General features: G+C 59.0%; 16 protein-coding genes. 2 read left to right on the top strand and 14 right to left on the bottom strand.

The window, feature by feature from the left end; all coding sequences use genetic code 11:
• From PALO_RS03670 to PALO_RS03645, 6 genes are all read right to left on the bottom strand, one after another.
• A complete protein-coding gene (locus PALO_RS03670; protein WP_200860634.1) occupies positions 1-711 on the bottom strand; it encodes a M48 family metallopeptidase in 711 nt (236 codons plus the stop codon).
• 28 nt (positions 712-739) lie between these two features.
• Positions 740-3895: a type I restriction endonuclease subunit R gene (locus PALO_RS03665; protein ID WP_015582463.1), complete on the bottom strand. Its 3156-nt coding sequence runs from the start codon at positions 3893-3895 to the stop codon at positions 740-742.
• Positions 3892-5121, bottom strand: a complete 1230-nt coding sequence (locus PALO_RS11555) for a restriction endonuclease subunit S (RefSeq protein WP_015582462.1) — start codon at positions 5119-5121, stop codon at positions 3892-3894. Before PALO_RS11555 ends, PALO_RS03665 begins: the two co-directional genes overlap by 4 nt.
• Complete coding sequence (locus tag PALO_RS03655) at positions 5115-7784, bottom strand: type I restriction-modification system subunit M (RefSeq protein ID WP_015582461.1); 2670 nt, start codon at positions 7782-7784, stop codon at positions 5115-5117. The genes PALO_RS11555 and PALO_RS03655 overlap by 7 nt, the downstream gene beginning before the upstream one ends.
• Before the next feature lie 23 nt (positions 7785-7807).
• Positions 7808-8014, bottom strand: coding sequence for a type II toxin-antitoxin system Phd/YefM family antitoxin (locus tag PALO_RS03650; RefSeq protein WP_015582460.1), 207 nt, complete (start codon positions 8012-8014; stop codon positions 7808-7810).
• Between the two features lie 269 nt (positions 8015-8283).
• Positions 8284-10989: a restriction endonuclease gene (locus PALO_RS03645; protein ID WP_161493741.1), complete on the bottom strand. Its 2706-nt coding sequence runs from the start codon at positions 10987-10989 to the stop codon at positions 8284-8286.
• A gap of 269 nt (positions 10990-11258) precedes the next feature.
• Between PALO_RS03645 and PALO_RS11550 the strand changes: the two genes are divergently transcribed.
• Positions 11259-13079 (top strand): AAA domain-containing protein, encoded by a 1821-nt coding sequence (locus PALO_RS11550; protein WP_187290331.1) that lies wholly within the window; start codon positions 11259-11261, stop codon positions 13077-13079.
• On the opposite strand, the gene PALO_RS03635 is transcribed toward PALO_RS11550, so the two are convergent.
• Entirely contained in the window at positions 13051-14358 is a 1308-nt protein-coding gene (locus PALO_RS03635) for an ISL3 family transposase (RefSeq protein ID WP_015582132.1), read from the bottom strand. The two genes, PALO_RS11550 and PALO_RS03635, sit on opposite strands and share 29 nt — an antisense overlap.
• An 8-nt stretch (positions 14359-14366) precedes the next feature.
• Here PALO_RS03635 and PALO_RS03630 point away from each other — a divergent pair, with 8 nt between their 5' ends.
• Positions 14367-16220, top strand: a complete 1854-nt coding sequence (locus PALO_RS03630) for a DEAD/DEAH box helicase (RefSeq protein ID WP_015582457.1) — start codon at positions 14367-14369, stop codon at positions 16218-16220.
• Between the two features lie 57 nt (positions 16221-16277).
• Here PALO_RS03630 and PALO_RS03625 read toward each other — a convergent pair whose 3' ends face one another.
• The 7 genes from PALO_RS03625 to PALO_RS03595 form a co-directional block, all read right to left on the bottom strand.
• Positions 16278-17969: a ribonuclease J gene (locus tag PALO_RS03625; RefSeq protein ID WP_041710004.1), complete on the bottom strand. Its 1692-nt coding sequence runs from the start codon at positions 17967-17969 to the stop codon at positions 16278-16280.
• 10 nt (positions 17970-17979) lie between these two features.
• Positions 17980-18630: a lysophospholipid acyltransferase family protein gene (locus PALO_RS03620; protein ID WP_015582455.1), complete on the bottom strand. Its 651-nt coding sequence runs from the start codon at positions 18628-18630 to the stop codon at positions 17980-17982.
• Positions 18627-19781 carry a glycosyltransferase gene (locus PALO_RS03615; protein ID WP_004808667.1) on the bottom strand — a complete coding sequence of 385 codons (1155 nt, stop codon included), beginning with the start codon at positions 19779-19781 and terminating at the stop codon, positions 18627-18629. The genes PALO_RS03620 and PALO_RS03615 overlap by 4 nt, the downstream gene beginning before the upstream one ends.
• A gap of 120 nt (positions 19782-19901) precedes the next feature.
• The gene (locus PALO_RS03610; protein WP_004808668.1) at positions 19902-21641 is read right to left on the bottom strand and encodes a pyruvate dehydrogenase; all 1740 of its coding nucleotides are present in this window, start codon (positions 21639-21641) and stop codon (positions 19902-19904) included.
• Between the two features lie 107 nt (positions 21642-21748).
• Positions 21749-22564 (bottom strand): DUF2993 domain-containing protein, encoded by an 816-nt coding sequence (locus PALO_RS03605; RefSeq protein WP_015582453.1) that lies wholly within the window; start codon positions 22562-22564, stop codon positions 21749-21751.
• Positions 22565-22580: 16 nt separating this feature from the next.
• Entirely contained in the window at positions 22581-23321 is a 741-nt protein-coding gene (gene dapB / locus PALO_RS03600; RefSeq protein WP_004808670.1) for a 4-hydroxy-tetrahydrodipicolinate reductase, read from the bottom strand.
• A 179-nt stretch (positions 23322-23500) separates the two neighbouring features.
• Positions 23501-25708: a polyribonucleotide nucleotidyltransferase gene (locus PALO_RS03595; RefSeq protein ID WP_015582452.1), complete on the bottom strand. Its 2208-nt coding sequence runs from the start codon at positions 25706-25708 to the stop codon at positions 23501-23503.
• Positions 25709-25978 lie beyond the last annotated feature (270 nt).

Below are 25978 nucleotides of genomic sequence, written 5' to 3'. Positions count from 1 at the left end.
CTACGCATCGCGGGTGGCAACCGGCACGTCTCCTTCGCTGATGTGGTCGAGCGGCATCTCCTTCAGCGCCTTGTTGGCTTCCCGCCACGCCGGGCAGTACTTTTCCACCAACTCGTGGAACCGGTGGGTGTGGTTCGCTTCAACCAGGTGAACGAGTTCGTGGGTAATAACGTAATCGAGGCACTCCGGTGGCTTCTTGACCAGTTGCAGGTTCAACCAGATGCGCCGCTCGGGAATATTGCACGTGCCCCAACGGGTCTTCATGTTCTTGATTCGAAACTCTTCAGCTTCAACGCCAGTTACTTGTTCACAGCGCCTGGTAGCGGACTTGAGAACTCTGCGCAGCTCAGCCCGGTACCACTCCGTCATCACGCGTTCGCGCTGTTCGAGCGTGTAACCGGCAGGCACAGTCATCACCAGTTTGCTGGCCTTTTTCACCACCGAGGCGCGAGTGCCGTCGTAGACCACTTGCAGCCGATACGGTTTGCCCCACAGGTAGTGAGCCTCGCCTGAGACGTAGGTTCGCTCCGTTTGCCGGGGTTGTGAACGCATCCGTTCCTGTCGCAGGTAGATGTCCGGGAGCTTCGAGAGGAGAAAGTCGGATAGTTCCGCAGTCGTAACGTAAGAAGGTGCACTGACGGTTACCTGCCCGTCGGGTGGCAGGATACGTAGGTACACATTCTTCAAGTTCTGTTTGCGAAGAACCGTCACGGGGACATTCCCGACTTGAAGCTCCTCTTTAGTCATCGAAGTACTCTTCCTGCCTGGTTGCCAACTCGTAGATTTCCTCCACAAGCTGGTCAATTCTTGGCTCCAACAACTCGTAGTCCTCTAGGGTCTGGGCGATCGCGTTCTTAATGCGTTGCTGCTTCGCGCGGTTCGCTAACCATCCCACCTCTACTGAGTCCACGATTGCAAGGTGTACTTGTGAGGCCACATCTTCAATATCGAGGCCATCGAAGTCGCTCTGTTCCTTCGCAAAGTCATACAGGGCACGTTTGGCCTGCGAATCACGAATCGGTACCGGATAGTTTTCGGTCTCCTCCGGGCTGTGGATACGACGAGCCAGTTCGGTCACCTGCCGCAAGTACTCGGCATACGACAATGCCCCAAGGCGACGCTCTCCGATGAGCCTCTTCAACAATTCAGACATCTTGCCGTAGTAGGTCTGGTTCATCGGCATCTTGCGGATAATTTCGCTGATCAAGTTCGCATCGATGATCTCGGCCTTCGCATTATCATCCCCAGTGATCCCGCCCAAGATTTGGTCGATCGGAGTGGTTGAAGCATTGTCCAGCAGCAGCTCCACCAAAGGCGTGTCATCAAGTTTCGAGACAACCGTACTGTCTTGAGCAGTAACGTAGGTGTCCAAGATGAAACGCATATCTTCCTGGTAACTGCGCAGATCGATCCAGTCTTGTGCAGCCAGCATGACCGCGTCCTTTAACTGGTTGTAGTTGTGCGCATCCATGCGAATCTTGGCAACGTCCGCATCGGTGTAGTTGAAGTCCGTGACCAGACGATCAGCACAGTTTGCGAACGAACGCGTCAACGCAGACACCAGCCCATAGAACGTGCTGCGTTTGCGCGAATCGGCATCAGCCTCATCCTCGCCAGCAGGAGGTTCGCAGAAAAACCGGATATGAGCCGCATCGTCACGCGGCGCGGGAACCTCAGACAGTAGTTGGTGCAGCGAGTCACGAGCTCCCTCCATCTTGGCTTTCGCTTCAAGGGCACGCTGTTTAATGAGACCCTCGACGTCCTCCTTGTCGTACCCTTCGAAAGCCTCACTGGTGTAGTCAGCGAACGCGGACTGCACTGAGCGGAAGAGATCCTTGTAGTCGACAATGTAGCCGTAGTCCTTCGACGGGTCATCGGGACGATTCACTCGACAAATCGCCTGGAACAAGTCGTGGTCCCGCATCGACTTGTCGATGTACAAGTAGGTGGAGCTCGGCGCATCGAAACCAGTGAGCAGTTTGTCGACGACGATCAGTAACTTCATTTTCGCGGGCTCGTCTTTGAACAGGCGCTTGGCCTCATCCTCGAAGTCCTTGACTGTCTGGCCGCCAAGCATGCGCTCGTAGATGCGCTTCTTGTACTCGTCCTCGCTTTCCTGATCCGGGTCAGACGTGGAGGTGCGAACGGAGGCATCGGTCGGCTCGTAGGAAGTCACAACCGCGCAGCGCTTGAAGCCTGCCATCTGGAACAGCTCCCAGTACCTGCAAGCCTGGTAGATGCTGCCTGCAACCAGCATGGCAGTGCCGCGCTCGCGCTGTAGCCGCGGCTTGGTTTGCATGTCGAAGATGATGTCGTTGACGATCTTCTGCAAGCGTTCCTTCGACGAGTACAGCTTGTTCAATGTCGACCAGGATGCCTTCAGCTTGTCCTTCGCGGTCTGGGTCAACCCCGCGGTTTTCGCCTCGAACCACTGGTCGATCTTGGCTTCGCTGGACAGATCCTGATCAATGTCACGCGCTTCGTAGCGCAGGTCAAGCACCACACCGTCAGCCACGCCTTCGTTGAACTTGTAGGTGTGGATGTAGGGGCCGAAGACTTCCAGCGTGGTCTTCTTATCCTTCTTCAACAAGGGCGTGCCAGTGAATCCGATCAGGGTTGCTCCCGGCATGAGCTGGCGGACAGCTTCGTGGAGCTTGCCGGAGTTGGTGCGGTGCGCCTCGTCGATGAACGCAACGATATGTCCCTTGGCCTCGTAGTCCGCAGGGAGGTTATCCAACAACTCCCTCCGGTAGGAGTCAATGTCAGAGTCCTTGCCAGCGTTGTGACCATACTTATGAATCAGAGAACACACCACGCGATCGTCTGACTTGTTGAGGATCGCCCGCAGGTCAGCGCCGCTTTTTGCCCGCCGGATCTTCTCATCGATGTCAATGAAGAGGTCACGGATCTGCTTGTCCAATTCGTCGCGGTCGGTGATGATGACCACGCGTGAATCGTCGACATGTTCGATAATCCATTTGGCCAGCCAAGCCATAATCAGCGATTTGCCCGAGCCTTGGGTGTTCCAGATGATGCCACCTTCACCACGCTCAATGAAAGGGCGGGCAGCCAAGTTTGCGAACAACTGATTAGGCCTAGGAACCTTCTTGACCCCAGCATCGAAGATCACGAAGTCGTGGATGATCTGCAGCAAGCGCCGTTTTTCGCACAGCGAGATCACTCCCTGCCGCAGCGGGTTCTTGGTCTGATCCCGCAAGTGTTGAACATCAACTGACACTGGGTCAGTAGCCTTCGGGTCTTCGCGCCACTGGAGGTAGAACTTCTCCGGCGTCTCGATGGTTCCGTAGAAGAGCCCCTGGGTCACGTTGCCTGCGAACAGTAGCTGCTGGGTGGTGAAGAATCCAGAAATGTATTCACGCTTCTGGTTCGTGATCAGCTGGCGGATGCCCTGGGAGGCTTCGACACACGACTTCTTCAACTCGAACATGCCTACGGCAATCCCGTTGACGTACAGCACGATGTCTGGTCGTTTCGACTTCTTGCCGGTGGTGTAACGAACCGTGACCTCCTCGGCCACAGCAAACTCGTTCAGTTCAGGATGCTCCCAGTCAATGTAGTGGAGCCGCTTCTTTTCCTTTTGACCAGGCTCACTGTAAGTAATGCCATAGCGCAGCAGTGAATAGACCTTCTTGTTCAACTCGTAGAGCGAGGTAACACGGTCTTCGCCCAAGTCCCGCAACTCCTTGACGGCCTTCACCACGCCCGACCTCGGGTAGCCCCTGCTATACAGGTAGGCGGTCAGGCGTTTCTCGTCGACAGGTTTATTGAACTGGTCGTGCAGATTCCCGATGTAGTCGTAGCCCAAATCGTTGACCAAACAGTCCTTAATCAAACGCTTCTGGGTCTCGAACTCGCTACTCACAACGACGCTCATGCTGCTTCTTCCTTCAAAGGCAGGCGAACCCGCCCCGTCAACAAATCATCCATCGCACCAAGCTTCAACCGCTCCACCTTCGCCCGCTCCTCAACAAGCGAACGAATCTCCTCATCCATGCCAGACAAAACCTCGGCAATTGCACACTGTTCTTCTAGAGATGAGGGAAGCGTGAACCGCAAATCCCAAAGTAACGTCTTATTGAGTCCCCCTCTACCGCCATCGCCGGAAGATAGACCTCTTAGTTCTTCGTAGCGTCGGGTCACTGCGTAGAGAAGGTAACCTCGATAAAGTTCAGTTTCGTCCGCTACTAGCCCGGCTAAGGACTGATTCAGTGCCATGTCGCGAGTTAGGTAGGCGGAGGTTCCACGCGTCTTTCCTTGACCTGCAAGTGCGATAAGTACAGATCCGGCAGACGCGATCTGAGCAGACGAATTCGCCAGCCCCTCCTCCGAAATATAACGAGTGGGTCGAGAAACCGTCCTTTGGTGTATTTCGGTTGATGAGAGCCAAGGAATGCCACCGTCCCAATATTCAGCGATCGTGGTTGAGGGTGTGCCTCCAGTTATCACATCGGAAAGTAGCTCTCTTGCACTCCGTGTCACCCATGGAGCTCGATAATCCGCTATCCGTGTACGCCCCGTTACAAGCTCCTCAACTGCGCCGTCGCGGATCGCCTTCTTCTTCGTGATCAACTCATCCAGGTTCGCCAGATGCTCATCAAACCCCGACAGGACCTCGGCAATCGCACGCTGCTCAGCTTCTCCGGGGGCAACTGTTTGGATTGACGCAAGACGCCCCGCATTCAAATGCACGATCGCATTCCCTTGGGCAATGGAGGCAACTTGATTAACCAAGGTGTGATTTAGCTGGTAACTTATAAATCTCCCACTTGCGCCCGGCTTTGGCCTGGCGATTATAATGTCCCCACCAATGCCTACGTCGGCAATCGTTACACAGGTGGCTTTCGCCATTTCCTCGGGGGTCTCGCCAGAGGAAGGGAGAAGAACATCTTCTTCCTTCGATAAGGTCAACTCATGGAGTACTGCGGAGCAGCGCGAGTGAATGCGATTCGTGACCTCGCCATATCTCGTATATAGCTCGCCGTATAGAACACACGGAATGCCAGATTCGGCTAAATCCATTTTGGAGAGTGTGCCGCCCTTGTGAAAACTGACCAGTTCACTCAGTGAAACATGTCGCCAGGAATTCAACACATTCACCATATGTAGCCCATCCTTTCCAGGCTGCGCATCACGTTGGCGCGGGAACGCTCGACGGCGTCCTCGATGGATGGGAGGGTGCGTTCGTAGCGTCGGGCGATGTTGGTGATGCAGGTCGCGTAGGTGTTGACCTGCTGGTCGAAGATGTAGGAGATCTGCGACTGTAGGTGTGGGAGCCATTTGCGGTCGAACAGCAGGTGCTTGATTTCGTCTTCGGTAAGCTTGCCGTACTGGGCGAGAACCTTCTGATCTAGGTCATCGCGGGCTGCCTTGGCCTGCTTTTTCACCGCTTTGAGGAGATCGAGTTTGTCGCGGTAGTTGGCCAGGGCTGCGTGCTCGTCACGGTAGGCCTCTGGCACGGGAACCGTGGCTGCCAGTTGCTGGCGAGCAGCAGTCAGTTTCGTCTTGATGGGCTTGCCGCTCTTGCCGTACAGATCCAGTTCGGCGATGTCAGGGTGTTGTTCGAGGAGCCAGTTGACGCGGATCGTGTTCTTCTGCATGAACTTGTCGATCAGCTCGTCCAGGACGTCAAGTTGCGGCGACTTCTTCATGTCGTCGAGTGTCTTGAGCCTGGCGTTGAGTTCCTTCTCCACGACCTTGCCGGTGGAGCTGAGGACTTCGGCGAACGGGTTGTCTTCTTCGGGCTGCTCCTCCAGGAGGGTCTCCAAGTCAGCTTCGATGCTGAGCAGTGTGCGGTCAAGCTCGGCGAGCTGTGCCTGATCTTGCGAGAAGTACTCGGCCTCGATGATGGCAGTGGGGATCAAGATCCCCGTGAATCCTTTCACTTGGCCGGTGCTGACCATTTGCCCATCTTCGATCTGCTTCTGTTTGGAGGTGTACTCCACTTCACGGCCAGCTTCGAAGCCGGAAGCTTTGATGATGTACACATCGTCCTGGAGGTGGGCGTTCCAGTAGTTCATGAGGACGTCGAACGCATCGTACGGATCAAGTATCTTCGCGTCAGCGTAGTGACCCAGTAGTTCCTCGCCGATCTCACGAATCATCATCCGAGGATCAGTGTCGCTATCCACTCCAAGCAGTGCTGGCCTAGCGTATGCTCCCGCCCATCGAGTCAGCAGATCGGTCGTCTCGACGGTCTTTTGTGCGGTGAGCATCTCGTCTGCTGTGATTTGCGCGGCGAGTTCGTCTGGGTTGTGCAGCAGCGCGAACCTGCCTGAGTCTTGTTGAGCGAACAGGCGCTGTTTCAGGTTTGGCGCCACCTGCCACAGGGTAGCCAGTGAATCAAGGTCGGAGGCTGGGATGCCGCCTTGCAGATGTGCGGCAATATCCTGTGGCAGCTCGGTGCTGGGCCGCTGAATGTAGCGGGGGACGTTGAGGTTGCCGTCGTTGTCTTCGAGGATCTCGTCGTAGCCGACCATCCGGGAGTAGCCGTCGACTTCGAGCCGCTGGTTGAAGGTCAGAACGATGCGCTCGATATCCTGCTCGCGCAGACGATTCTTGTTGCCGTCCTTTTTGAAGCTCTGGCTGGCATCGATCATGAAGATGCCTTCGTGATCGTCGGCGTTCTCCTTGTCGATCACGACGATGCACGCCGGGATGCCAGTGCCGTAGAAGAGGTTTGCCGGCAGGCTCACGATCCCCGTGATGTACTTGCGCTCCAGTACCTGCTTGCGGATCGCTTCTTCCGCATTACCCCGGAACAAAATACCGTGCGGCATGATGATTGCGGCCTTGCCCTCCTCGGTCAAGGACTTCAAAACGTGCAAGAACCACGCCCAGTCGCCGTTCTTCTCCGGGGGAATCCCGTAGCCGTCAAATCGGCGATAGGCATCGTTGGCCGGGGATATGCCGTCCGACCACGACTTGTCGGAGAACGGCGGGTTCATCACGATAAAGTCGAACTTTGTCAGTTGCCCGTATTCGTCGATGTACTGCGGCGACGACAAAGTCGAGTGAGTTTTGATTTCGCCCGTACCCTTTTGATGGAGCACCAGGTTCATCTTCGCCAAGCCAGCCGTCGAGTTGTCCTTCTCTTGACCGTAGATCGACACGATCGCATTGCCCTGGCGATTCACCGGCGCTTCATCAGCAGCACGAATCAATAGGGAACCGCTGCCGCACGCCGGATCATACAGCGTCCACGGGCGACCTGTGCGTGGCTGAATGCTTGAGATCCCAACCAACCTGGCCATGATCCTGGACACTTCAGACGGCGTGTAGAACTGCCCTTTGCTCTTGCCAGATTCTTGGGCGAACTTCATCATGAAATACTCGTAGGCATCACCGATGATATCGTCACCACTGGCACGGTTGGTTTTGAAATCGATCGCAGGGTTCTCGAAGATCGCGATCAGCCCCGTGACCTTGTCCACCAGTTCTTTGCCGCGCCCCAGCTCGTCCTCGTTGTTGAACGACACTTCCGGCAGTGAGCCCTGGAGCTGGTTTTCTTCCAGGAATGCGGAGAGGATTTTGTCGACGCGCTCACCGATGTCCTTCTTGCCCTTGGCAGCAATCAAGTCATCGAAAGATGCACCCTCTTCGACAGTGAAGTCGCCGTAGCGTTGACCTTTGTACCGGTCTGAGACGTACTTGAAGAACAGCAGGGTGAGTACGTAGTCCTTGTAACGAGCAGGCTCAACCCCGCCGCGAAGCTTATTCGCAGCTTCCCACAGCAAGGAATAAAGCTCTGTCTTTTTCACTGCCATCCAAAACCCCTCGTCGAAAGTTCTCAGTACTCAGTGATGTCGATACCGGCCTTCATGAGCCGCTCGTAGCGCTCAATCGACATCAGCACAGCCATCGGCCTGCCGTTCTTCAACACGAACGCCGCCTCGTCGTTCTCGGACAGCTTCGTGATGATCTTGGACGACTGGCCACGCAGAAAATCCGACATGTTGTAGAAGTCCATTGTCGTCTTCTCGGGCGCAGCATCCACGCGCGACACCTCCCATGCGACCGGGTTCCAGCACCATTCGGTAGCGCTTTTACCAACCCAGAAAGTAATTACTATAGATGGTACCAGCGCGGCTAGCCCCGCGTACTCGACACGCTCACGCCCAGCCTTGCAACTGACCCCCTCCGGGCATCAGGGGGAGCCGACCCGGCACCCCAGGCAGATTCCTGCCGACCGCTCGACCGCCTTCGGACGGCACCTCAACAACAGGGAAGCAAACAAACTCCCTAGTCAGAGTGTGTTTCGGTGGTTCACGCCGCCTTTATCAAACTCGACGTCTTTGGCTCGAGGACGTGGACCCCCTTGTCAGTAAGGCCGAAGCCGAACTGCTCACGACATACCTGATCGGCGGCACGCACAATGAAGTCGACCACCTCGACCGGGGTGTAGACGACTCCGAGGCTGGCGGCCTGAGCGGGGAAGGACTTCTTGAAGAAATCCTCGTAGAGCCGGTGGATGACCGTCTGCCGACCCGCCGGGCTCTCGACCGTTGATGCAGAGCGACGCACCGAGGCGTAGAAACCGGCCAGCGCGTCAGTCTCGGCCTGCAGCCCCTGCCCCTCCAGGGCAGTGATCATGCGTTGCATACTCACCGATACCGGGTTGGTGTGCGCAAAGCTGCCGGTGGGAAATAGCGCGTCGAACACCGGTTGGGTGATGAGGTGCTGGGACAGCATGTCGATCGCACCGTCGACGGTGATGGAGTCGTTAATAGTGGCCTGCAACCCGGCGAGGAAGGTGTCGAACTCGCCAGCCAGCGGACCATCGGTGGCGCGGGCCTGCGCCAAGATACTCGTGATGCGGGTGACCTGGTTGGAATGGATGTGAACGACATCGTCGGCCCAGGAATCCCAGTAGTCGCGCTCGCCGACCTTCTTGACGATCCGCGCGAGGATCGCGTCACGCATCTGGTTTTGGAACAGCATCGGCTGGATGGCAGCCCGCGAGCCGTTGGTGTCGTGACCGGTCTCGGGAGCGGTGCCGCCGAAGACACTGATGCCGATTTTGCCCTTGGTGTCCTTGTCCAGGTCGATGGAGTTGATCATCGCGTTGAACCGGTCGTCATGGGCGCGTAGGGCATTAAGGACGTCCCAGACCACTTTGAATCGTTTGTTGTTGCTCAGGGCTTTCTCAGGTGATTCGCTGGAATCGATCGCAACTGGGAGGATGACGTAGCCGTAGTCCTTGCCGGGGGCCTTGCGCATGCCGCGGCCCACCGACTGCACGACGTCTACCAGGCTGTTGCGCGGTGACAGGAACAATACGGCGTCCAGGGCAGGCACGTCGACGCCCTCCGACAGGCAGCGGGCGTTGGACAGGATGCGGCACTCTCCTTCCGGGATGGGTGCCTTGAGCCAGGCGATTTCGTCACCACGATCGAGGGCGTTCATCGTGCCGTCAACGTGGTGCGACGCCACCTCCAGTGCAGGGGTGTCGAGGCCGCCATCAGCCGAGAGGGCCTCCGTGACCTGCGGGAACGTGGCGGCGAAGGCCTTGGATGCCTTGATGTTTTGGGCAAATGCGACTGCACGCTGCATCGGCACCGGGTGGGGCCCGAAGTCCATATCGGTTGTGCGCTTGGCTAGACCGTTCCAGCAACCGATGATCCGGGCGGCATCGTCCAAACCGATCTCGCCGGTCTCATCAGCAATCTGGGACTGGAAGGTGTCGGCAATTGCCGCGTTCTCTACGCACAGGATCATGACCTTGTAGTCGGCAAGCAGATTACGCTCTACGGCCTCCCCGAAACCCAAGCGGTGGAATTCGGGGCCGTAGAGGGACTCGTCATCCATCGACGCCAGCACGACGGAGTTTTCCTCGGCCTTTTTCTTTGCCTCCTGACCATAGATGCGAGGAGTGGCCGTCATGTACAGCCGCTTGGCGGCTGGCAGATAGGTGTTGTCGTGCACCTTGACGAAAGCGGACTCGTCCTGGCCGCCGACAAGGGAGGCACCGGTGGTGCGATGGGCCTCGTCACACAAGATGAGGTCGAATTGCTCGCCCGAGGTGCGCTGGGCCTGGGCGACGACATCGATGGACTGATAGGTGGAGAACACCACAATCATCTGCTTGCCCCGGCGACCACCGACCGCCATCTGTTCGGCAAGCCGGGCCGCGTCCGTGGTGGGGATGGGGATGTCGTGGGTGGTGATGTCCTCGGCCTTCCTGGAAGCCCGGGTGTCGGAGCAAACCACCATGGGCCGGATAGTCGTCTGGGACTGGGCCATCCATTCCTGCAGGGTCTGAGAAACCAGGGCGATGGAGGGGGCCAGGAAGAGTACCTTGAGCCGACCGCCATTCTCGGCGCACAGCTGTTCTGCGAGCTTCAGTGAGGTGAACGTCTTGCCCGTACCGCAGGCGCTGATCCACTTGCCTCGGTCGTGGGTCTGGAATCCCTCGTGGATCTTGGCGAGGGCCTCCTTCTGGTGGGGACGCAGCCCGTAACGCACAGCTCGTCGTGGCTCGAAGTTCAGGCTGTCGCGGGACTGCTGCATCCAGTCGATGGGTGACTCGGCGATCTCGGTCAGGCCGATGCGCTGGACGGGGATGGACTGATCCTCGAGCGCTTTCTCTGCGTGTGTCGACCACCGATCCGTGGTTGAGATAATGATGCGGTTGGTGAACCACACGTGGTCCCACGCCTTACCCGACGCCGTGAAGAACGAGTCAATGCCTTGCTTCTGTAAAGCGTGGCCAGGGTCGTAGAACTTACACTGGATCGCCGTCCACTCACCAGTGGAGCGATTACGGGCCACTAAGTCGATACCAGAGCCGTGGGTGTTCTCGTTGTGGACCCATTGGGGCCAGGTGCGTACCTCGTCATATTCGGATGACAGCGTCGGGTCCGTCTGGAAGTAAGACACCATGAGGTCCTCGAAGCGCGCCCCCCGCCGCGCCGCCGAAGGCTCTTGCCGGAACTGCTCAATAACATGATGGACAGTAGTTCGAGTAGCCACCCGAGCCTCCTTGTGCAGTCGGCTCCAGCGTCGAAGACCTGAGATCTTGACCATGACAGGCACGATCATAGGCCCCATCGACACGACCAATGGGCCAGTAACCGAATGCGTCCGCTGCCCTGTTTGGGGCACGACACGCACCAATCCCCCATCACCTGCCCAGTTACCGCACAACAACAATTACGTGGTTTCTAGAGTTTTGTCATTCTGAGTAGGAGGTGACTCCGATACTCTCAGAGTACGTAACCTTCCTCATGGTTTGGAGTGTCATGTCATCTCGAGTTTTGGAACTCACGAAGTACTACTCTGAAATCCAGCGGCGATCTAATTTAGTGGACCAGGATTTTACCGCCCAGAAGCCACATATCACCGTCGATCTGACTCAGGTGCGGGAAGGTACCCTTGATGAACGATCCGTAGCCCAATTATTCACCCTTGCGAACTCACGTTCCCGGCGCCAACCGCGCAAGAGTGGCCAGCGCCGCGAGCCAGTTTGCCCCCGCCAGGACGCCCACCCGATCAAGCTCATCATTTCTCTCATCACGTTGAGGCAAAGGCGATCAAGCTCTGGGATCCTCCTTCTCCCTGCGTCATTGACACCCGACGGCACGCTCACTGCCGACCCACAAAACGACGAGCCGTGGATCCCAGTATCCCGGCTGAGAACGCCTGGCATGACCGACCGTGAGGTGATGGTCGGAGACCTCTCATCATTGTGGAAATGGCGTCGCGGCAAGGGCGCTGAGCTTGCCTCCAACGCCGAAACCTGGCAAGACACCCTGGACCTCTGTTTCAATCTCTTTTCCGAGGTTTCCAACAATTTCAAGAATCTCGGCAAGGTCGATGATACCCAGATCATCACCAGCACGTGTTACATCACTCCAGGTGAGGTGATTACGTCCAACCGCGCGATTCTTGATCTTTACAAATATCTGGAGAACGGAGCATATTCCGCTGCTCCAGTATACGCGAACCTATTATCGCGCGATCCACAGCAGCGCCTGGATTCTGACTATATCGATGCCAATGTCGATACCTTGAAAAAGTCAGCAATACTGTCAACGGGTAGCATGAGTGATGAATATCCCCTCACGGAATCCCAGCGTCGAGCTGTGCACGCTTTTCTCTGTGATACATCCGACGAGCCAGCATCTATTACTGCAGTCAGCGGCCCTCCTGGCACCGGAAAGACAACCCTACTGCAATCTGTCATCGCGAGCATGATCGTCACCCATGCCCTTGAAGACAAGCCGGCTCCTTTAATCGTTGGTACGTCGACAAATAATCAAGCCGTCACAAATATCATTGATTCTTTTAGTAAGGTCACCAAGAAGCAACCGGGCGTCCTTGACCAACGGTGGTTGCCTGTGGCTACAGAAGATGGTGCGACCCCAGATGCGTTACACAGCTTGGCCACATATTGCCCGTCCCAGTCCAGGATGGATGAAGCACAACGCCACGGCTACCTCACAGAAAACTTGCATAAGAGCGGTGTCTACACCTATTACTCATCACCCCAGTACATAGCCAGCGCGGCATCATATTTCGCACAACGCTTTACCGAGTATAGTCAAGCTTTCATTGCGTCACCGCCACCCACCATCAAAGATGCATTAGAAATATTACGAAAGGTTCTCGTTAAATATGAGACAGCGCTCCGAGAACTTATCAAAGAACGCGCTCGGGCTGATAGTCATGCCGTCACAAAGCTGACCGAATTCAGGGAGAAGAAAGACACCCTCTCCAGAGAGCTCAAAGTTTACCGGCATCACCTGAATTCATGGACGCGGATTCTCACCGGACTCAGACAACGATCCACAAGCGTCGACCCTGCAGAGGAAGCGCTTGTGATCGACATGAACTACAAAGAAGGCGAACCTGCCCCTCATCTCAGAACTCTTGGCGAATTCGTTCGTTTTTACCAGTCAAGCATCGCCTCATCTCGGAAGCTCCTGAAGCGAATAGAACGGAGGATCAGAAAATCTGAAACTGCCGCAGCGAAAGCTCAAAAGAGATATAAAAAGAAGATTCATAGGTGCTTAACTGAGCTTAAGGGGCTCTTCAGGATCCAGGGTGTAGTCGGGGTCTGAATCCTCCGGTCTCCAGGAGGGATCTGGTGATGTAGTGGGTGAGGTTCCGGAAGCCCAGGGCGATGCCGCGGAGGTGTTCGAGTCTGCCGTTGATGGCCTCACTAGGGCCGTTCGAGGTCCCCGGGTGGTCGAAGTAGGTCAGGATGTCGGCGGCCCGTTTCTTCAAGGTGTGGCCCAGGGTGGCCACTTCGGGCAGTGCGGCGGGGACTTTGGTGGCGATCGCGTCGATCAGGTGGGCCATGATCGCCCGACCCTCGGCACGGTTTTCGGCGCGGTAGGCGGCCACGACCTCCTGGTAGACGGCCCAGGTCACCTGGACCGGGGCGTGGGCGTCATCGGCGAGCACAGCGTCGAGGCGGGCGGCCTGCCGGTCGGTGAGCAGGTCCCGGCCCGTGTGCAGGGTCAGCCTGACCCCGAACAGGGGGTCGCCCCTGCGGCCCCGATGGCCCGTGGTGTCCTGCTGGACGCGTTGGCGGGTGACATCGAGCTGGTCGCCGGCGAGCTGGACGACGTGGAAGGGGTCCATCACCTCGACCGCGGCTGGCAGTTCCTCGGCGGCTGCGGTCTTGAAGCCGGTGAACCCGTCCATGGCCACCACCTCGATGCGGTCGCGCCAGGCCTGGTCACGGCCGGCCAGCCAGGTTTTGAAGACCTTCTTGGAGCGGCCCGCCACCATGTCGAGCAGCCGGGAGGCCCCGGTGCCGTCGCGTAGCGGTGTCAGGTCGATGATCACGGTGACGTACTTGTCGCCGCCTCTGGTGTGGCGCCACACGTGCTCGTCGACCCCGATGACCTCCACGCCGTCGAAGCGGTGCGGGTCGTCGATGAGCCGACGGGTGCCCTCGGCCAGCACCGCATCATTGGCGGTGGTCCAGTCCACGCCCAGGGATGCGGCGATCCTCGAGACCGGCAGATGATCGAGTACCAGGCCCTCCAGTGCCCAGGCCAGCCCACCCCGCGACAGTTTCGCCCTCGCCTGGGCGGCAGCACTGGTGTCCTGGCGCCATACCCGCCCGCAGCCGGTGCACCGGTACCGGCGCACCCGCACAGCCAGGATCGTGGGCCGGTGCCCGAAAGGAGTATGGGCCAGGCGCCTGACCACCGTGTCACGAGGGATCCCCTGGCATCCGCACCGGTGGCACCACTCGTCGGTCTCGACGACCCGGCAGGCCAGGACCGCCTCCTCGGCACTGATCAGCTGACCGGTGACCTCCAGACCGAGTTCATCGAGACGGGCAAATGTGGTCAGGTCAGGAGCGCCGAAGGTAGCGTGGTTCATGGAGGACCTTGCGATTCACGAGGACAGATCTAGACACTCCGATCCTCGCGCAGGGTCCTCCCTCCACGCACCCCAGCCCCACAGGGCAACTACAGCAGACTCTCACACAGTCCAGCCACAACTACACCCTCAATCCTGAAGAGCCGCTTAAGGTCTTCGGATCGCTGCCGGAGAAGCAACTCCAGAAACTCACTGACGCCTCCGATCTGTTAAATCTTGATCAGGTATTAGATACCACCGTCAGATATGTCGAGTTCTGGCTCGCTGTTCATATTTATGAAGCGGAATGGCTGCTTGCCGCGGATGGGGACGACCTCATCCCAGAGCGGGAACGTAACCGCACGTCACCAGAGTACATGGAAAGGTTTTGGACCCAGGTAGCCTCACTGACACCATGCTTTGTGATGACGGCGTATCAACTCCCAAAATATTTCAGACTATGGACAAAACCAGGAGAAAAATCTGAATACGATTTGGGACGGCCTGATCTGATGATTGTGGACGAAGCCGGTCAAGTCGATATGTCTATTGGCGCGGCTGTGTTTGCGATCCCGAAACGAGCGCTTGTCGTCGGTGACGTCTTGCAGCTGTCCCCTATATGGAGCATCGACCCTGAGAGCGACAAGGAGATGACGTCAGTTTTCAACCTCTCCGGCCAGTGGGATGACATGATCAGTCGCGGTATGACGTCGTCTCAGCCCTCATCGGTGATGTCCGCGGCGACGACGGCGAGCCGTTGGCGGTACAGCCAAGATGCCAAGCCTGGACTCTTCTTGGCTGAACACTTTCGTTGCCATCACGACATTATTCAATTCTGCAACGACCTCCTATACAAGGGCCTTCTCAAGCCGTCCCGCCCCCTTGGTTCCTACAAACTCAAAGACATAGTCGAACACCCATTTCTATTCAAGAAGATAGCCAACTCAGAAGATCAACGGAAGGGATCGAGTCGAATAAACTGCCACGAGGCCCAGGAGATTGCGACCTGGATCGCGTCCAACTTCGATTACTTTAGAGCTATCTACAATCCCAATGGCGATCCAGCAAAGGACGCGGAGATCATCGGGGTTGTCACACCATTTGCAGCCCAAGAACACTTAATCAAGAAAGCCCTAGACCCTAGGTTTAGCAAAATAATTACAGTTGGCACTGCACATAAGCTACAAGGAGCAGAGAGAGAAATCGTCTTATTCTCCGCCGTCTACGGAAACAATTCAGACCAAGCGGTCTTCATTGACAAGACCCTAGAACTTATGAACGTTGCCGTGTCTCGCGCGAAAGACCTATTCATTGTCTTTGGTAGCGACCAGCGATGGAACGGCACTGGGCCGGTGTTTAGACTAATACGCAAGCATGCGACACTGAGCGACTGCAACTTTGCTGGATCAAGGAACAACGCTCCTGTGCCACCAGCAGAAAACAGCACTCCAGTGCAGCCAGTAGTACCTGATTTCGAGCCGGTTCTACCTCCCGCTGCCACACCTCAAGCCAAGAGCTACGAGTATTTTACTCCAACGCAGAAATCGTCGACTCCGGAATCCGGCGATGTCAAGTTCGTCGATCGCAGAACCCCCGGATACTGCATTGCCAGGGAACTCCTCGACGCGTGGAAAAAGGAAGGTGTGCTACCCGAAGGTCAGCCAGTGCGTGCTACTCAATTGAATCAAGCTCTGTCTAAGGCCGGCCTGATTACTTACGCCATCAATGAGTGGATGCCGACAGTACATGGCGCGATGATGGGCATCGCACTGTACGAGGGCGAAGACAAGGACGGTCGACGTTATAGGAATCTCATTTACTCGCCACAAGCCCAAGCCGCGCTGACGAATTTGGTCCGCACTCACCAACTCGTCCTCAGATAAACCGAAGCTCTATCGGCTCATCGACGATGACGACACACCACGACGGGTCAACCAGGCTCAGATCTTGACGACAACCGGCACAATCATCGGTCGACGCCGCAATGACCGTGCGACCCACCGGCCAATGGTCCGACGCACCACCTGCTGCAACCGGTGGGCGTCGTCCATGCCACCCTTCATGGCGTTCTCAAGCTCGGTGACGATCTGGTCGGTGATCTCAGCGAAAACTGAGTCGTCCTCAGCGAAACCGCGAGCCTGAATCGCCGGACGGGACACCACAATGGCCGAGCGGGTGTCGACCGCGGTGACGACTGACAAGAATCCCTCCTCCCCGAGGATGCGACGGTCGGTGAGGGTGTCCTCGGTGAGTTCACCCACCCCGGATCCATCGACGAGGATGTAGGAGGCGTCGATCTTGCCCACCACACGCGGTACGCCGTCGACGAGGTCAATAACCCCGCCGTCTTCAACGAGGACGACGTTCTTCTCATCGACTCCGGTGGCCTTGGCCAGGTCGGCGTTGGCGACCAGATGACGCACCTCACCGTGAATCGGCATGACCGCGCGCGGACGCACGATGTTGTAGGCGTACAGCAGCTCACCGGCCGCGGCGTGGCCGGAGACGTGGACCAAGGCATTGCCCTTGTGGACGACGGTCGCACCGAGCTTCGTCAGACCGTTGATGACACGGTAGACGGCGTTCTCATTGCCAGGGATGAGGGAGGAGGCCAACAAGACGGTGTCTCCCTCCCCCACCTCGATGTCGCGGTGCTCACGGTTGGCGATTCGGGCCAGGGCTGACAGTGGCTCCCCCTGGGACCCGGTCGAGACGATGACCACCTCGTTGTCACGGTAATGATCAAGCTCACGCAGCTCGATGACGGTGTTGTCCGGCACGTGGAGGTAACCCAGTTCCTGAGCCACCGCCATGTTTCGGACCATGGATCGACCGACGTAGCAGACCTTACGGTTGTGGCGGACCGCCATGTTGAGCACCTGCTGGACACGATGCACGTGAGAGGCGAAACAGGCGACGATGAGCTTCTTGTTCGCCTTCTCGAAAACCCTCTCGATGGCCGGCTCGATCTCGGTCTCGGACTTCACGAAGCCCGGCACCTCGGCATTGGTGGAATCGACCATGAACAGGTCTACGCCTTCTTCGCCAAGACGTGCGAAGGCACGCAGGTCGGTGATGCGACCGTCCAACGGAAGCTGGTCCATCTTGAAGTCGCCGGTATTGATGAGGGTTCCCGCGTCGGTGCGCACGCACACTGCCAGAGCGTCAGGGATGGAGTGGTTGACGGCAATGAACTCAAGATCGAACTGTTCGCCGACCTCGGCGACGTCTCCCTCGTGAACGACATTGAGCTTGTATCCCCTGATGCGATGCTCACGCAGTTTGGCCTCAACCAGCGCCAAGGTCAGCTTGGACCCGTAGATCGGGATGTCGGGGCGACGTTTGAGCAGGTAGGGCACGGCCCCGATGTGGTCCTCGTGGCCGTGGGTGAGCACCAGCGCCTTCACCTTGGCCAGCTTCTCATCGTCGAGGTAGTCCAGTCCTGGCAGCAGCAGGTCGACGCCGGGGTGGTCATCCTCCGGGAAGAGCACCCCGCAGTCAATGAGGAGCATCTCCCCATTGATCTCGTAGCACGACATGTTGCGTCCGACATCCCCCAAGCCGCCGAGGGGGATGATGCGCAGAACATCCGGTTTCAGATCCGGGGGTGTCGTCAATCCAGTATTAGCCACGGCGTGAAGCCTATCGGGAAACTCCGACAGCTTCGCCCCGATGTGTCCTGACCGCTTCATCAAGGGCCTGGGAGACGAAGTTCTCAGCTCGCTGGCGCAATTCCTCCCTGGCCTGGCATCGTGGCAGGGTCTCATCGGCATACATCGGCGGCCCCACCTTGGCCTCCAGTTGCGGACGACACCACTTGACTCCGAGCTTCCGCCCAGACCGCACCAGTGCCACTGGCACCACCGGGGCACCGGTGCGCACCGCCAGGGCAAAGGCCCCTGGACGGAAGGTCCCTGCGGAGGTCTCGTAACAGGTGATGTCTCCCTCTGGATAAATGACGACGCAGTCACCGTCAGCCAGCGCCTGCGCATTGGCCGAGAAGAAACCTCGTACATCAGAAACGTCAACCGGAATCGTTCCGAAGGCTCGCAGGATGAGCCCTGCCACCGGGATGTCGAAGTTGGAAAGTTGCGAGTTGAACCTCAGACCGGTCGGCCAGAACACCCGCACTAGGGCCAGACAGTCGAAATCGTGGACGTGGTTGCTGACGACGATCGTCCCTGGCTCCAGATGGTGGTGTCCTCGCCGACGAAAAGCGAAGGTCACCCCGGTGAGAATCACCGCAGCTGGGCCGACAATCGTCAGATAGGCCAGTCGCTGGACCTTCTTCATCCGGTCGGCCCCGAAATGGCGGCGTCAAACATCTCGACCAGCAACCGAGCCGACCTGTCCAGGGCGTACTCCTGGCCACAGCGTGCCTGAGCCTTGCCCGCGGTCTCACGCTCCTTCGGGTGCTCCAGCCACCAATCGATGTCAGCCGCCATCCTCTCCGGATCGCGCGGCGGGCACAGACCGTGCTCGGGAACACGACAGAACTGGCTGGTGGCCGACAGCGGGCTGTCGACGATAAGGCAGGGCAACCCGACCGAGGACGCCTCCAGGGCAGCCAAGGACTCGATCTCGACGTCTGCGGGGTGAACGTAAAGGTCGGCGGCTCGCAGTTCAGCGATGAGGTCCTCCGGACGGTCGTGGCTGACGAAGCAGGCGTCAACCCCAGCGCGCTCAGCTCGCCTCTGCAACCATTCTCGCTGCGGCCCTCGACCGGCGACCACCAGACGGATCCGATCGCGATGTCGAGACCGGGCAATGGCGTCGACGAGGACCTCGATCCTCTTCTCCGGTGAGAGCCTGCCGACAGTCATGACGGTGGCAGGGCCAGAGCTGTCCAGAGCCCACGTCTCTCGTGGCGGGCCGGGCCGAAACTCTGGCGGCACCCCATTCGAGATGACGTGAAGGTGCTGGTCGTAACCGTGTCTGCGCAACTGCTCGGCGATGAATTCACTGGGGGCATGGAGGTGGGACACATCGTGGTAGAACGCCCGCCACAACATGCGATAAATGCGGTCGGCAAGGCATCGAGCGTTGGCCAGGTGCACGTTGTAGGTGATGTTCTCAGGCTGGATGTGGAAACCCGAGGTGACGGGAACACCGGCATGCTGCGCCACGTGTTTGGCACAAGCCCCCAATGGCGACGGCATGACGACATGCACGAGGTCAGCCTCGGCTACCGCTGAGGAGACAATGGCCCTGACTGGGCGCGCAAGATCGACGTTCTGAAGGTCAGCCAGGTGGGTGATGAGCGGCAGGTAGAGGACGGGCACACTGACCACGGGAATCCCGCGAGTGCTGGGCACCGGGGTCGACCCGACGCTGAGTAAACGCACCTCGTGACCCTGGTCACGCAATGCGTGGGAAAAACGAAGGGTCGAGGCCGTCGTCCCATTTCCTGGTTGGAGGGCGTCGACCACAAGAAGGATCCTCATGCGGCAGCACCACCGCTGTTCATTGCCTGCATTGACGCCATCCAACCTCGGTCCCGTGATCCTGGTCCGAAAATGCCTGTGGGGCCCGTCCTCGTCGGACGGACCCCAAAACGTGATCTCTCAGAATCTTGGGATGTTACGCATGTTCGAGGTGGCCATCGAGACGGCCTCACCGGCACCACGGTTGAGCACGATCTTGCTCATGGCGGTGGCGAACCCAATCATCTGCTCACCCTTGATCTCAGGAGGCAGGGACAGGGCGTTGGGATCAGTGAGCACCTCGACGAGGGCCGGTCCGTCGAAGTCGAGGGCATCACGAAGAGCACGACGAATATTGCGCGGATCATCAACCCGCTCGGAGTGATACCCGATCGCCTTGGCAACCCCGGCATAGTTCACGTCATGGACGTCAGTCCCGAAATCAGGCAACCCATTGACCAGCATCTCCAGCTTGACCATGCCGAGGGTGGAGTTGTTGAAGACAACCACCTTGATCGGCAAGTTGAGCATACGGGCCGTGACGAGCTCGCCAAGGAGCATCGAGAGGCCGCCGTCGCCGGACACCGAAATGACCTGTCGGCCAGGGTGAGATGCCTGGGCACCGATGGCATGCGGCAAGGCATTGGCCATCGATCCGTGCAGGAAGGATCCGATGAGACGACGGGTACCCAGCGGATCGATGTAACGAGCGGTCCACACATTGCACATGCCGGTGTCAGCAGTGAAGATCGCGTCGCGGTCGGCCAGCTCGTTGAGCAGGTGAGCGACGTACTCAGGGTGGATCGGCTTCATGTGCTCGACATTGCGGGTGTACGAGCCGACCGGAGCCTTCATGATCTTGGCGTGACGCTTGATGGTGGCCTTGAGGAACTTGTCATCATGCTGCTTGAGCAGCGGGGTGACAGCGTTGCACAGGGCCTTGACGTCGGCGTGGATCGGGAAGGAGACGTCGGTACGACGACCCAACTTCTCCGGGCGATTCTCAACCTGAACCGTGAGGGTGCCAGGCAGGAACTGGTTGTAGGGGAAATCGGTTCCCAACAGGATCAGTACGTCGGCATCATTCATGCCCTCGGCTGCGGCACCGTAACCCAGCAGACCGGTCATGCCGACGTCGAAGGGGTTGTCGTACTGGATGAAGTCCTTGCCGCGCAGGGAGTGACCGATCGGGGCCTTAAGCTTGTCGGCCAGGGCCAAGACCTCGTCATGGGCACCCTCGACGCCGGCACCGGCGAAAATGGCAACCTTCTTGACGTCATTGAGAAGCTTAACGAGCTGACGGACGTCCTCCGGGTTCGGCTCGGTGGAGGGACGACGGCTCGGGACGAAGACCGGCGACGGAGCGGCAGCCTTCTTGTCGGTGATGTCGCCCGGGAGGGTCACGACCGAGACGGTGCTGCCCGCGACAGCATGGCGAATGGCCGAGTTGACGACGCGAGGTGCCTGCTCAGGGGTCGAGACCAGCTCGCAGTAGTCAGAGCATTCCACGAAGAGGCGATCCGGGTGGGTCTCCTGGAAGTAGCTCATGCCAATCTGGACGCTGGGGATGTGGGAGGCGATGGCCAGAACCGGGACCTGGGAGCGGTATGCGTCGAACAGACCATTGATGAGATGCAGGTTTCCCGGACCACAGGAGCCTGCGCAGACAGCCAGCTCGCCGGTCAGAGTTGCCTCGGCAGCAGCGGCGAAGGCCGCAGCCTCCTCATGACGAACGTGGACCCAGTCGATACCGCCCTTGACAGAACCGCCGGTCCTGCGAACTGCATCAACGACGGGGTTCAGGGAGTCACCGACGATGCCGTAGATCCGTCGCACCCCCGCATCGAGGAGCTGTTGGACGAGCTGTTCGGCAACATTCATGAAAGGGACCTCCACGGAACTGACGACATCTGATGAGCGGCCAAGGGGCCGCTCATCAGCATACGACTTCTTGGCCTAGCCTCACCTCATCATTCGCGCCAAGCTGATCACTTTCCGGTGAGGTCGGACAATTTCACCTCGGTCCCGACAAGGGAAAACTCCAATCCCTTCGGCGTCGCCTTGAGGGATTCGTAATGCAGATTACCCAGATCGGGGAGGGTGAATCGATCTGTGATGCCTTCCAGAACGGAGTTGAGCAGGATGTCCGGAATCGGAATACCGTCCAAGCTCGCCGATGGGCTCGTCAACGTCACCCGCCGCGATGTGGTCGCGACGCCAGGAACGGCTGAGATACTGACACCCACTCGAGCTCCCAGAACCGACATGTCGCGCACAATGGTCACCTTGCCGTTCTCACCGGCGTCATCGTTGTACGTAATCTTGCCGCCTGCCAGCCGAGACAGCTCGGGCCAGTCGACCCGGCCAGTTGCAGACATCGTCTCGGCGACCGTCCGGGATTCCTCACGGGCATGACGGATCCCATTGGCGTGGATGTTCACGTCATGGAAGGTCACCGTCGTCTCGTCTCGAGCGACGGTCGCCGTCGGTATGGTCGCGTCAAGTCCCTGGAGCTCGTCGGTCAGCAAGACCCCGAGGAAGGGGCGATTGCGGATCGCGACACCGACGCTTGACTCGTCGGCCCCGAATGACTTCGCAATATTGGCCGCGATGGCCTTCTCACTTCTCGCCCGGAAGGTCTGATCGGTGATCACTGCCGCAACCGCGACCAAGGCGATGACGACGATGATGACGAGCCACTTGATGAGGCGGTGGTGACGACAATCACGTTCGACCGTCACCACCGCCCCGGTATCAATCTGAGGCCTGGGCGGCAGCACCTGAGTCGGCTCAGACGGCGTCATCGAGAAATCAGGACGCTCATTCAAGTCCGAGCAACCCTTCGATGCCGATGGTCAGACCCGGACGGTCAAGGACACCGCGCACGCCGGTGAGAACGCCCGACATGAAGGAGACGCGGTCCATCGAGTCATGGCGGATGGTGAGGGTCTCCCCCTCGGCTCCGAAGAGCACTTCCTGGTGGGCGACGAGGCCGCGCAGGCGGACACCGTGGACGTGGACCCCGTCAACGACGGCTCCGCGAGCCCCGTCGAGCTGGCTCTGGGTGGCATCCGGGACCTCTCCCATGCCGACCTTCTGCCGGGCAGCCGCGATCTTGCCAGCGGTCGTGCGGGCGGTGCCTGAGGGGGCATCGACCTTGTTGGGATGGTGCAGCTCGATGACCTCGACCGACTCGTAGAACTTCGCAGCCTCCTCGGCGAAGTGCATCATGAGCACGGCGCCAATGGAGAAATTCGGGGCGACCAGGCAGCCGGTGTTGGGATGGTCGGCGAGCTGGTCGCGCAAGGTCTGGTAGCGGTCTTCGTCAAAACCCGTGGTGCCGACGACGGTGTTGATCTCGTGGTCGATGGCCCAGGCGAGGTTGTCCATGACGGCGTCGGGGGTGGTGAAATCGACGACGACATCGGCTCCCTCAGCGGCTGAACGATCATCGCCACTGTCGATGGCGGCCACGAGCTCGGTGTCCTCGGCTTCCTCGACGGCCTGGCACACCGAAGCTCCCATACGTCCCTTGGCTCCGAATACGGCAACCTTGATCATCTGGACCTTCCTTCCTGACGACGGCACCTGCCCGGCGCCGCGTCCAGACTACCCAGATGCTCTGACGTTCCCGAGGAATGATCCATCCGCGCACAACGAACGGGATGCCCTGGCGAAAGTGCCAGGACATCCCGTTGATGTCAGTCCCTCACAGGATCAACGACTCCAGGATTGATGACTCACTCCTCGGTGTCGTCGTCCTCCTCGTGGGAGGCCAGGACCAGGGAGAACTTGCCCCGGTCGTCGACCTCAGCGATCTCAACCTCGATCTTCTGACCGACCGACAGCACGTCCTCGACGGCCTCGACGCGCTTGCCCTCGTTGAGGTCACGCATCTTGGAGATGTGCAGCAGGCCGTCCTTGCCAGGCAGCAGGGAGACGAAGGCACCGAAGCTCGTCGTCTTGACCACGGTGCCCAGGTAACGCTCACCGACCTCTGGCATCTGCGGGTTGGCGATGGAGTTGATCATCGTGCGGGCAGCGTCGGCGGAATCGCCGTTGTCGGCACCGATGAAAATGGTGCCGTCATCCTCGATGGAGATGTTGGCGCCGGTGTCGTCCTGGATCTGGTTGATCATCTTGCCCTTGGGGCCAATGACCTCACCAATCTTGTCTACCGGGATGTGCACGGTAATGATGCGCGGAGCAGTAGGAGCCATCTCATCGGGAGAGTCGATGGCGTCATTCATGACCTCGAGGATCGTGGTACGAGCCTCCTTGGCCTGCTTGAGGGCACCCGCCAGCACATCGGCAGGGATGCCGTCGAGTTTGGTATCGAGCTGCAGGGCGGTCACGAACTCACTGGTACCAGCGACCTTGAAGTCCATGTCGCCGAGGGCGTCCTCGGCTCCCAGGATGTCGGTCAGCGCAAGGTACTTGGTCTCGCCGTCCTCGTTGGTCTCGCTCATGAGGCCCATCGCGATGCCAGCGACCGAGGCACGCAGCGGCACACCTGCATTGAGCAGGGCCAGGGTCGAGGCGCAGACCGAACCCATCGAGGTGGAACCGTTGGAGCCGATGGCCTCAGAAACCTCACGGATGGCGTAGGGGAACTCCTCGCGGGTCGGCAGCACTGGGATGAGGGCACGCTCAGCGAGGTTGCCGTGACCGATTTCACGGCGCTTCGGGGAGCCAACACGGCCAGTCTCACCGGTGGAGTACGGCGGCATGTTGTAGTTGTGCATATAGCGCCGCGTGGTCTCCGGGGACAAGGTGTCGAGCTTCTGCTCCATGTCGAGCATGTTGAGAGTCGACACACCCAGGATCTGCGTCTCGCCGCGCTGGAAGAGGGCGGATCCGTGAACGCGAGGAATGATGCCGACCTCAGCTGAAAGGGCGCGGATATCGCGAGGTCCGCGACCATCGATACGCACACCTTCATCGAGGACGCGCTTACGCACGATCTTCTTCATGACGGCCTTAAAGGCGCCAGAGATCTCAGCCTCACGCTCCGGGAAGGTCTCGGCGAGCTCAGCCTTGATACGAGCCTTGAGCTCGGACTCGGCGTCCTGACGCTCCAGCTTGGCAGCGATCTGCTCGATGCGGGAGAGCTCGTCGGCAGCCTTCTCCTCAACGGCAGCGTAGACGTCGTCCTCGTAATCCTTGAAGACCGGGAAGTCGTAGGTTTCCTTGGGAAGCTTGGAGGCCAGGGCCACCTGGGCGTCACACAGCACCTTGATAAAGGGCTTGGCGGCCTCCAACCCGGTGGCGACGACCTCTTCAGTCGGGGCAGTCCGTCCGCCGTGGACGAGGTCCCAGGTAGCCGGGGTGGACTCGGCCTCAACCATCATGATAGCGACGTCACCGTCGGCGAGAACGCGACCAGCGACGACCATGTCGAAGGTCGACTCCTTGCGCTGTTCCACAGAGGGGAAGCACACCCACTGGTCGTCGATGAGAGCCATACGCACGCCCCCGATCGGACCGGAGAACGGCAGACCGGCGAGCTGGGTGGACATCGAGGCAGCGTTGATGGCGACGACGTCATAGTAGACGGCCGGGTTGAGGGCCATGACGGTCACGACGACCTGAACCTCGTTGCGCAGACCCTTGACGAATGAGGGGCGCAGAGGGCGATCGATGAGACGGCAGGCGAGGATGGCACCTTCAGACGGGCGTCCCTCACGACGGAAGAAAGAGCCGGGGATGCGTCCGGCGGCGTACATGCGCTCCTCGACGTCAACCGTCAGCGGGAAGAAGTCAATGGAATCGCGGGGTGTTTTGGCCGCAGTAGTGGCCGACAGCAACATGGTGTCACCATCGAGATAGACGGCAGCCGATCCGTCCGCCTGCTGGGCGAGCAATCCCGCCTCAAAGCGGACGACGTGCTTGCCGAATTTTCCGTTGTCGATGATGGCCTCGGTGAATTCGAGTCCGGGTCCCTCCACAGGGATGTCCTTTCGCAGGGCCGACCGCCGCCCGCTGGCGCTCCAGAAGGCGCCTCTTGTAGAACCACACCGGTCTTCGATCGAAGCCGCCGGGACCGTGCCCCGGTGACCACTACCGAGGACCCATGTGTCATGGGGAGGCAGTCGACGGTTACAGTAATTCTGATTGTGACGTTGAGTCTACGGCATCCGCGGGCAATCCCACGAATCTCCGATACCTGCCCGGTCGTCGCCGCAGGATTCGCACACGATTCCCCAGACATGATCCGG

The organism is Cutibacterium avidum 44067, assembly GCF_000367205.1.
Classification (GTDB): domain Bacteria; phylum Actinomycetota; class Actinomycetes; order Propionibacteriales; family Propionibacteriaceae; genus Cutibacterium; species Cutibacterium avidum.
This window is presented reverse-complemented; position numbering and strand designations above follow the sequence as displayed.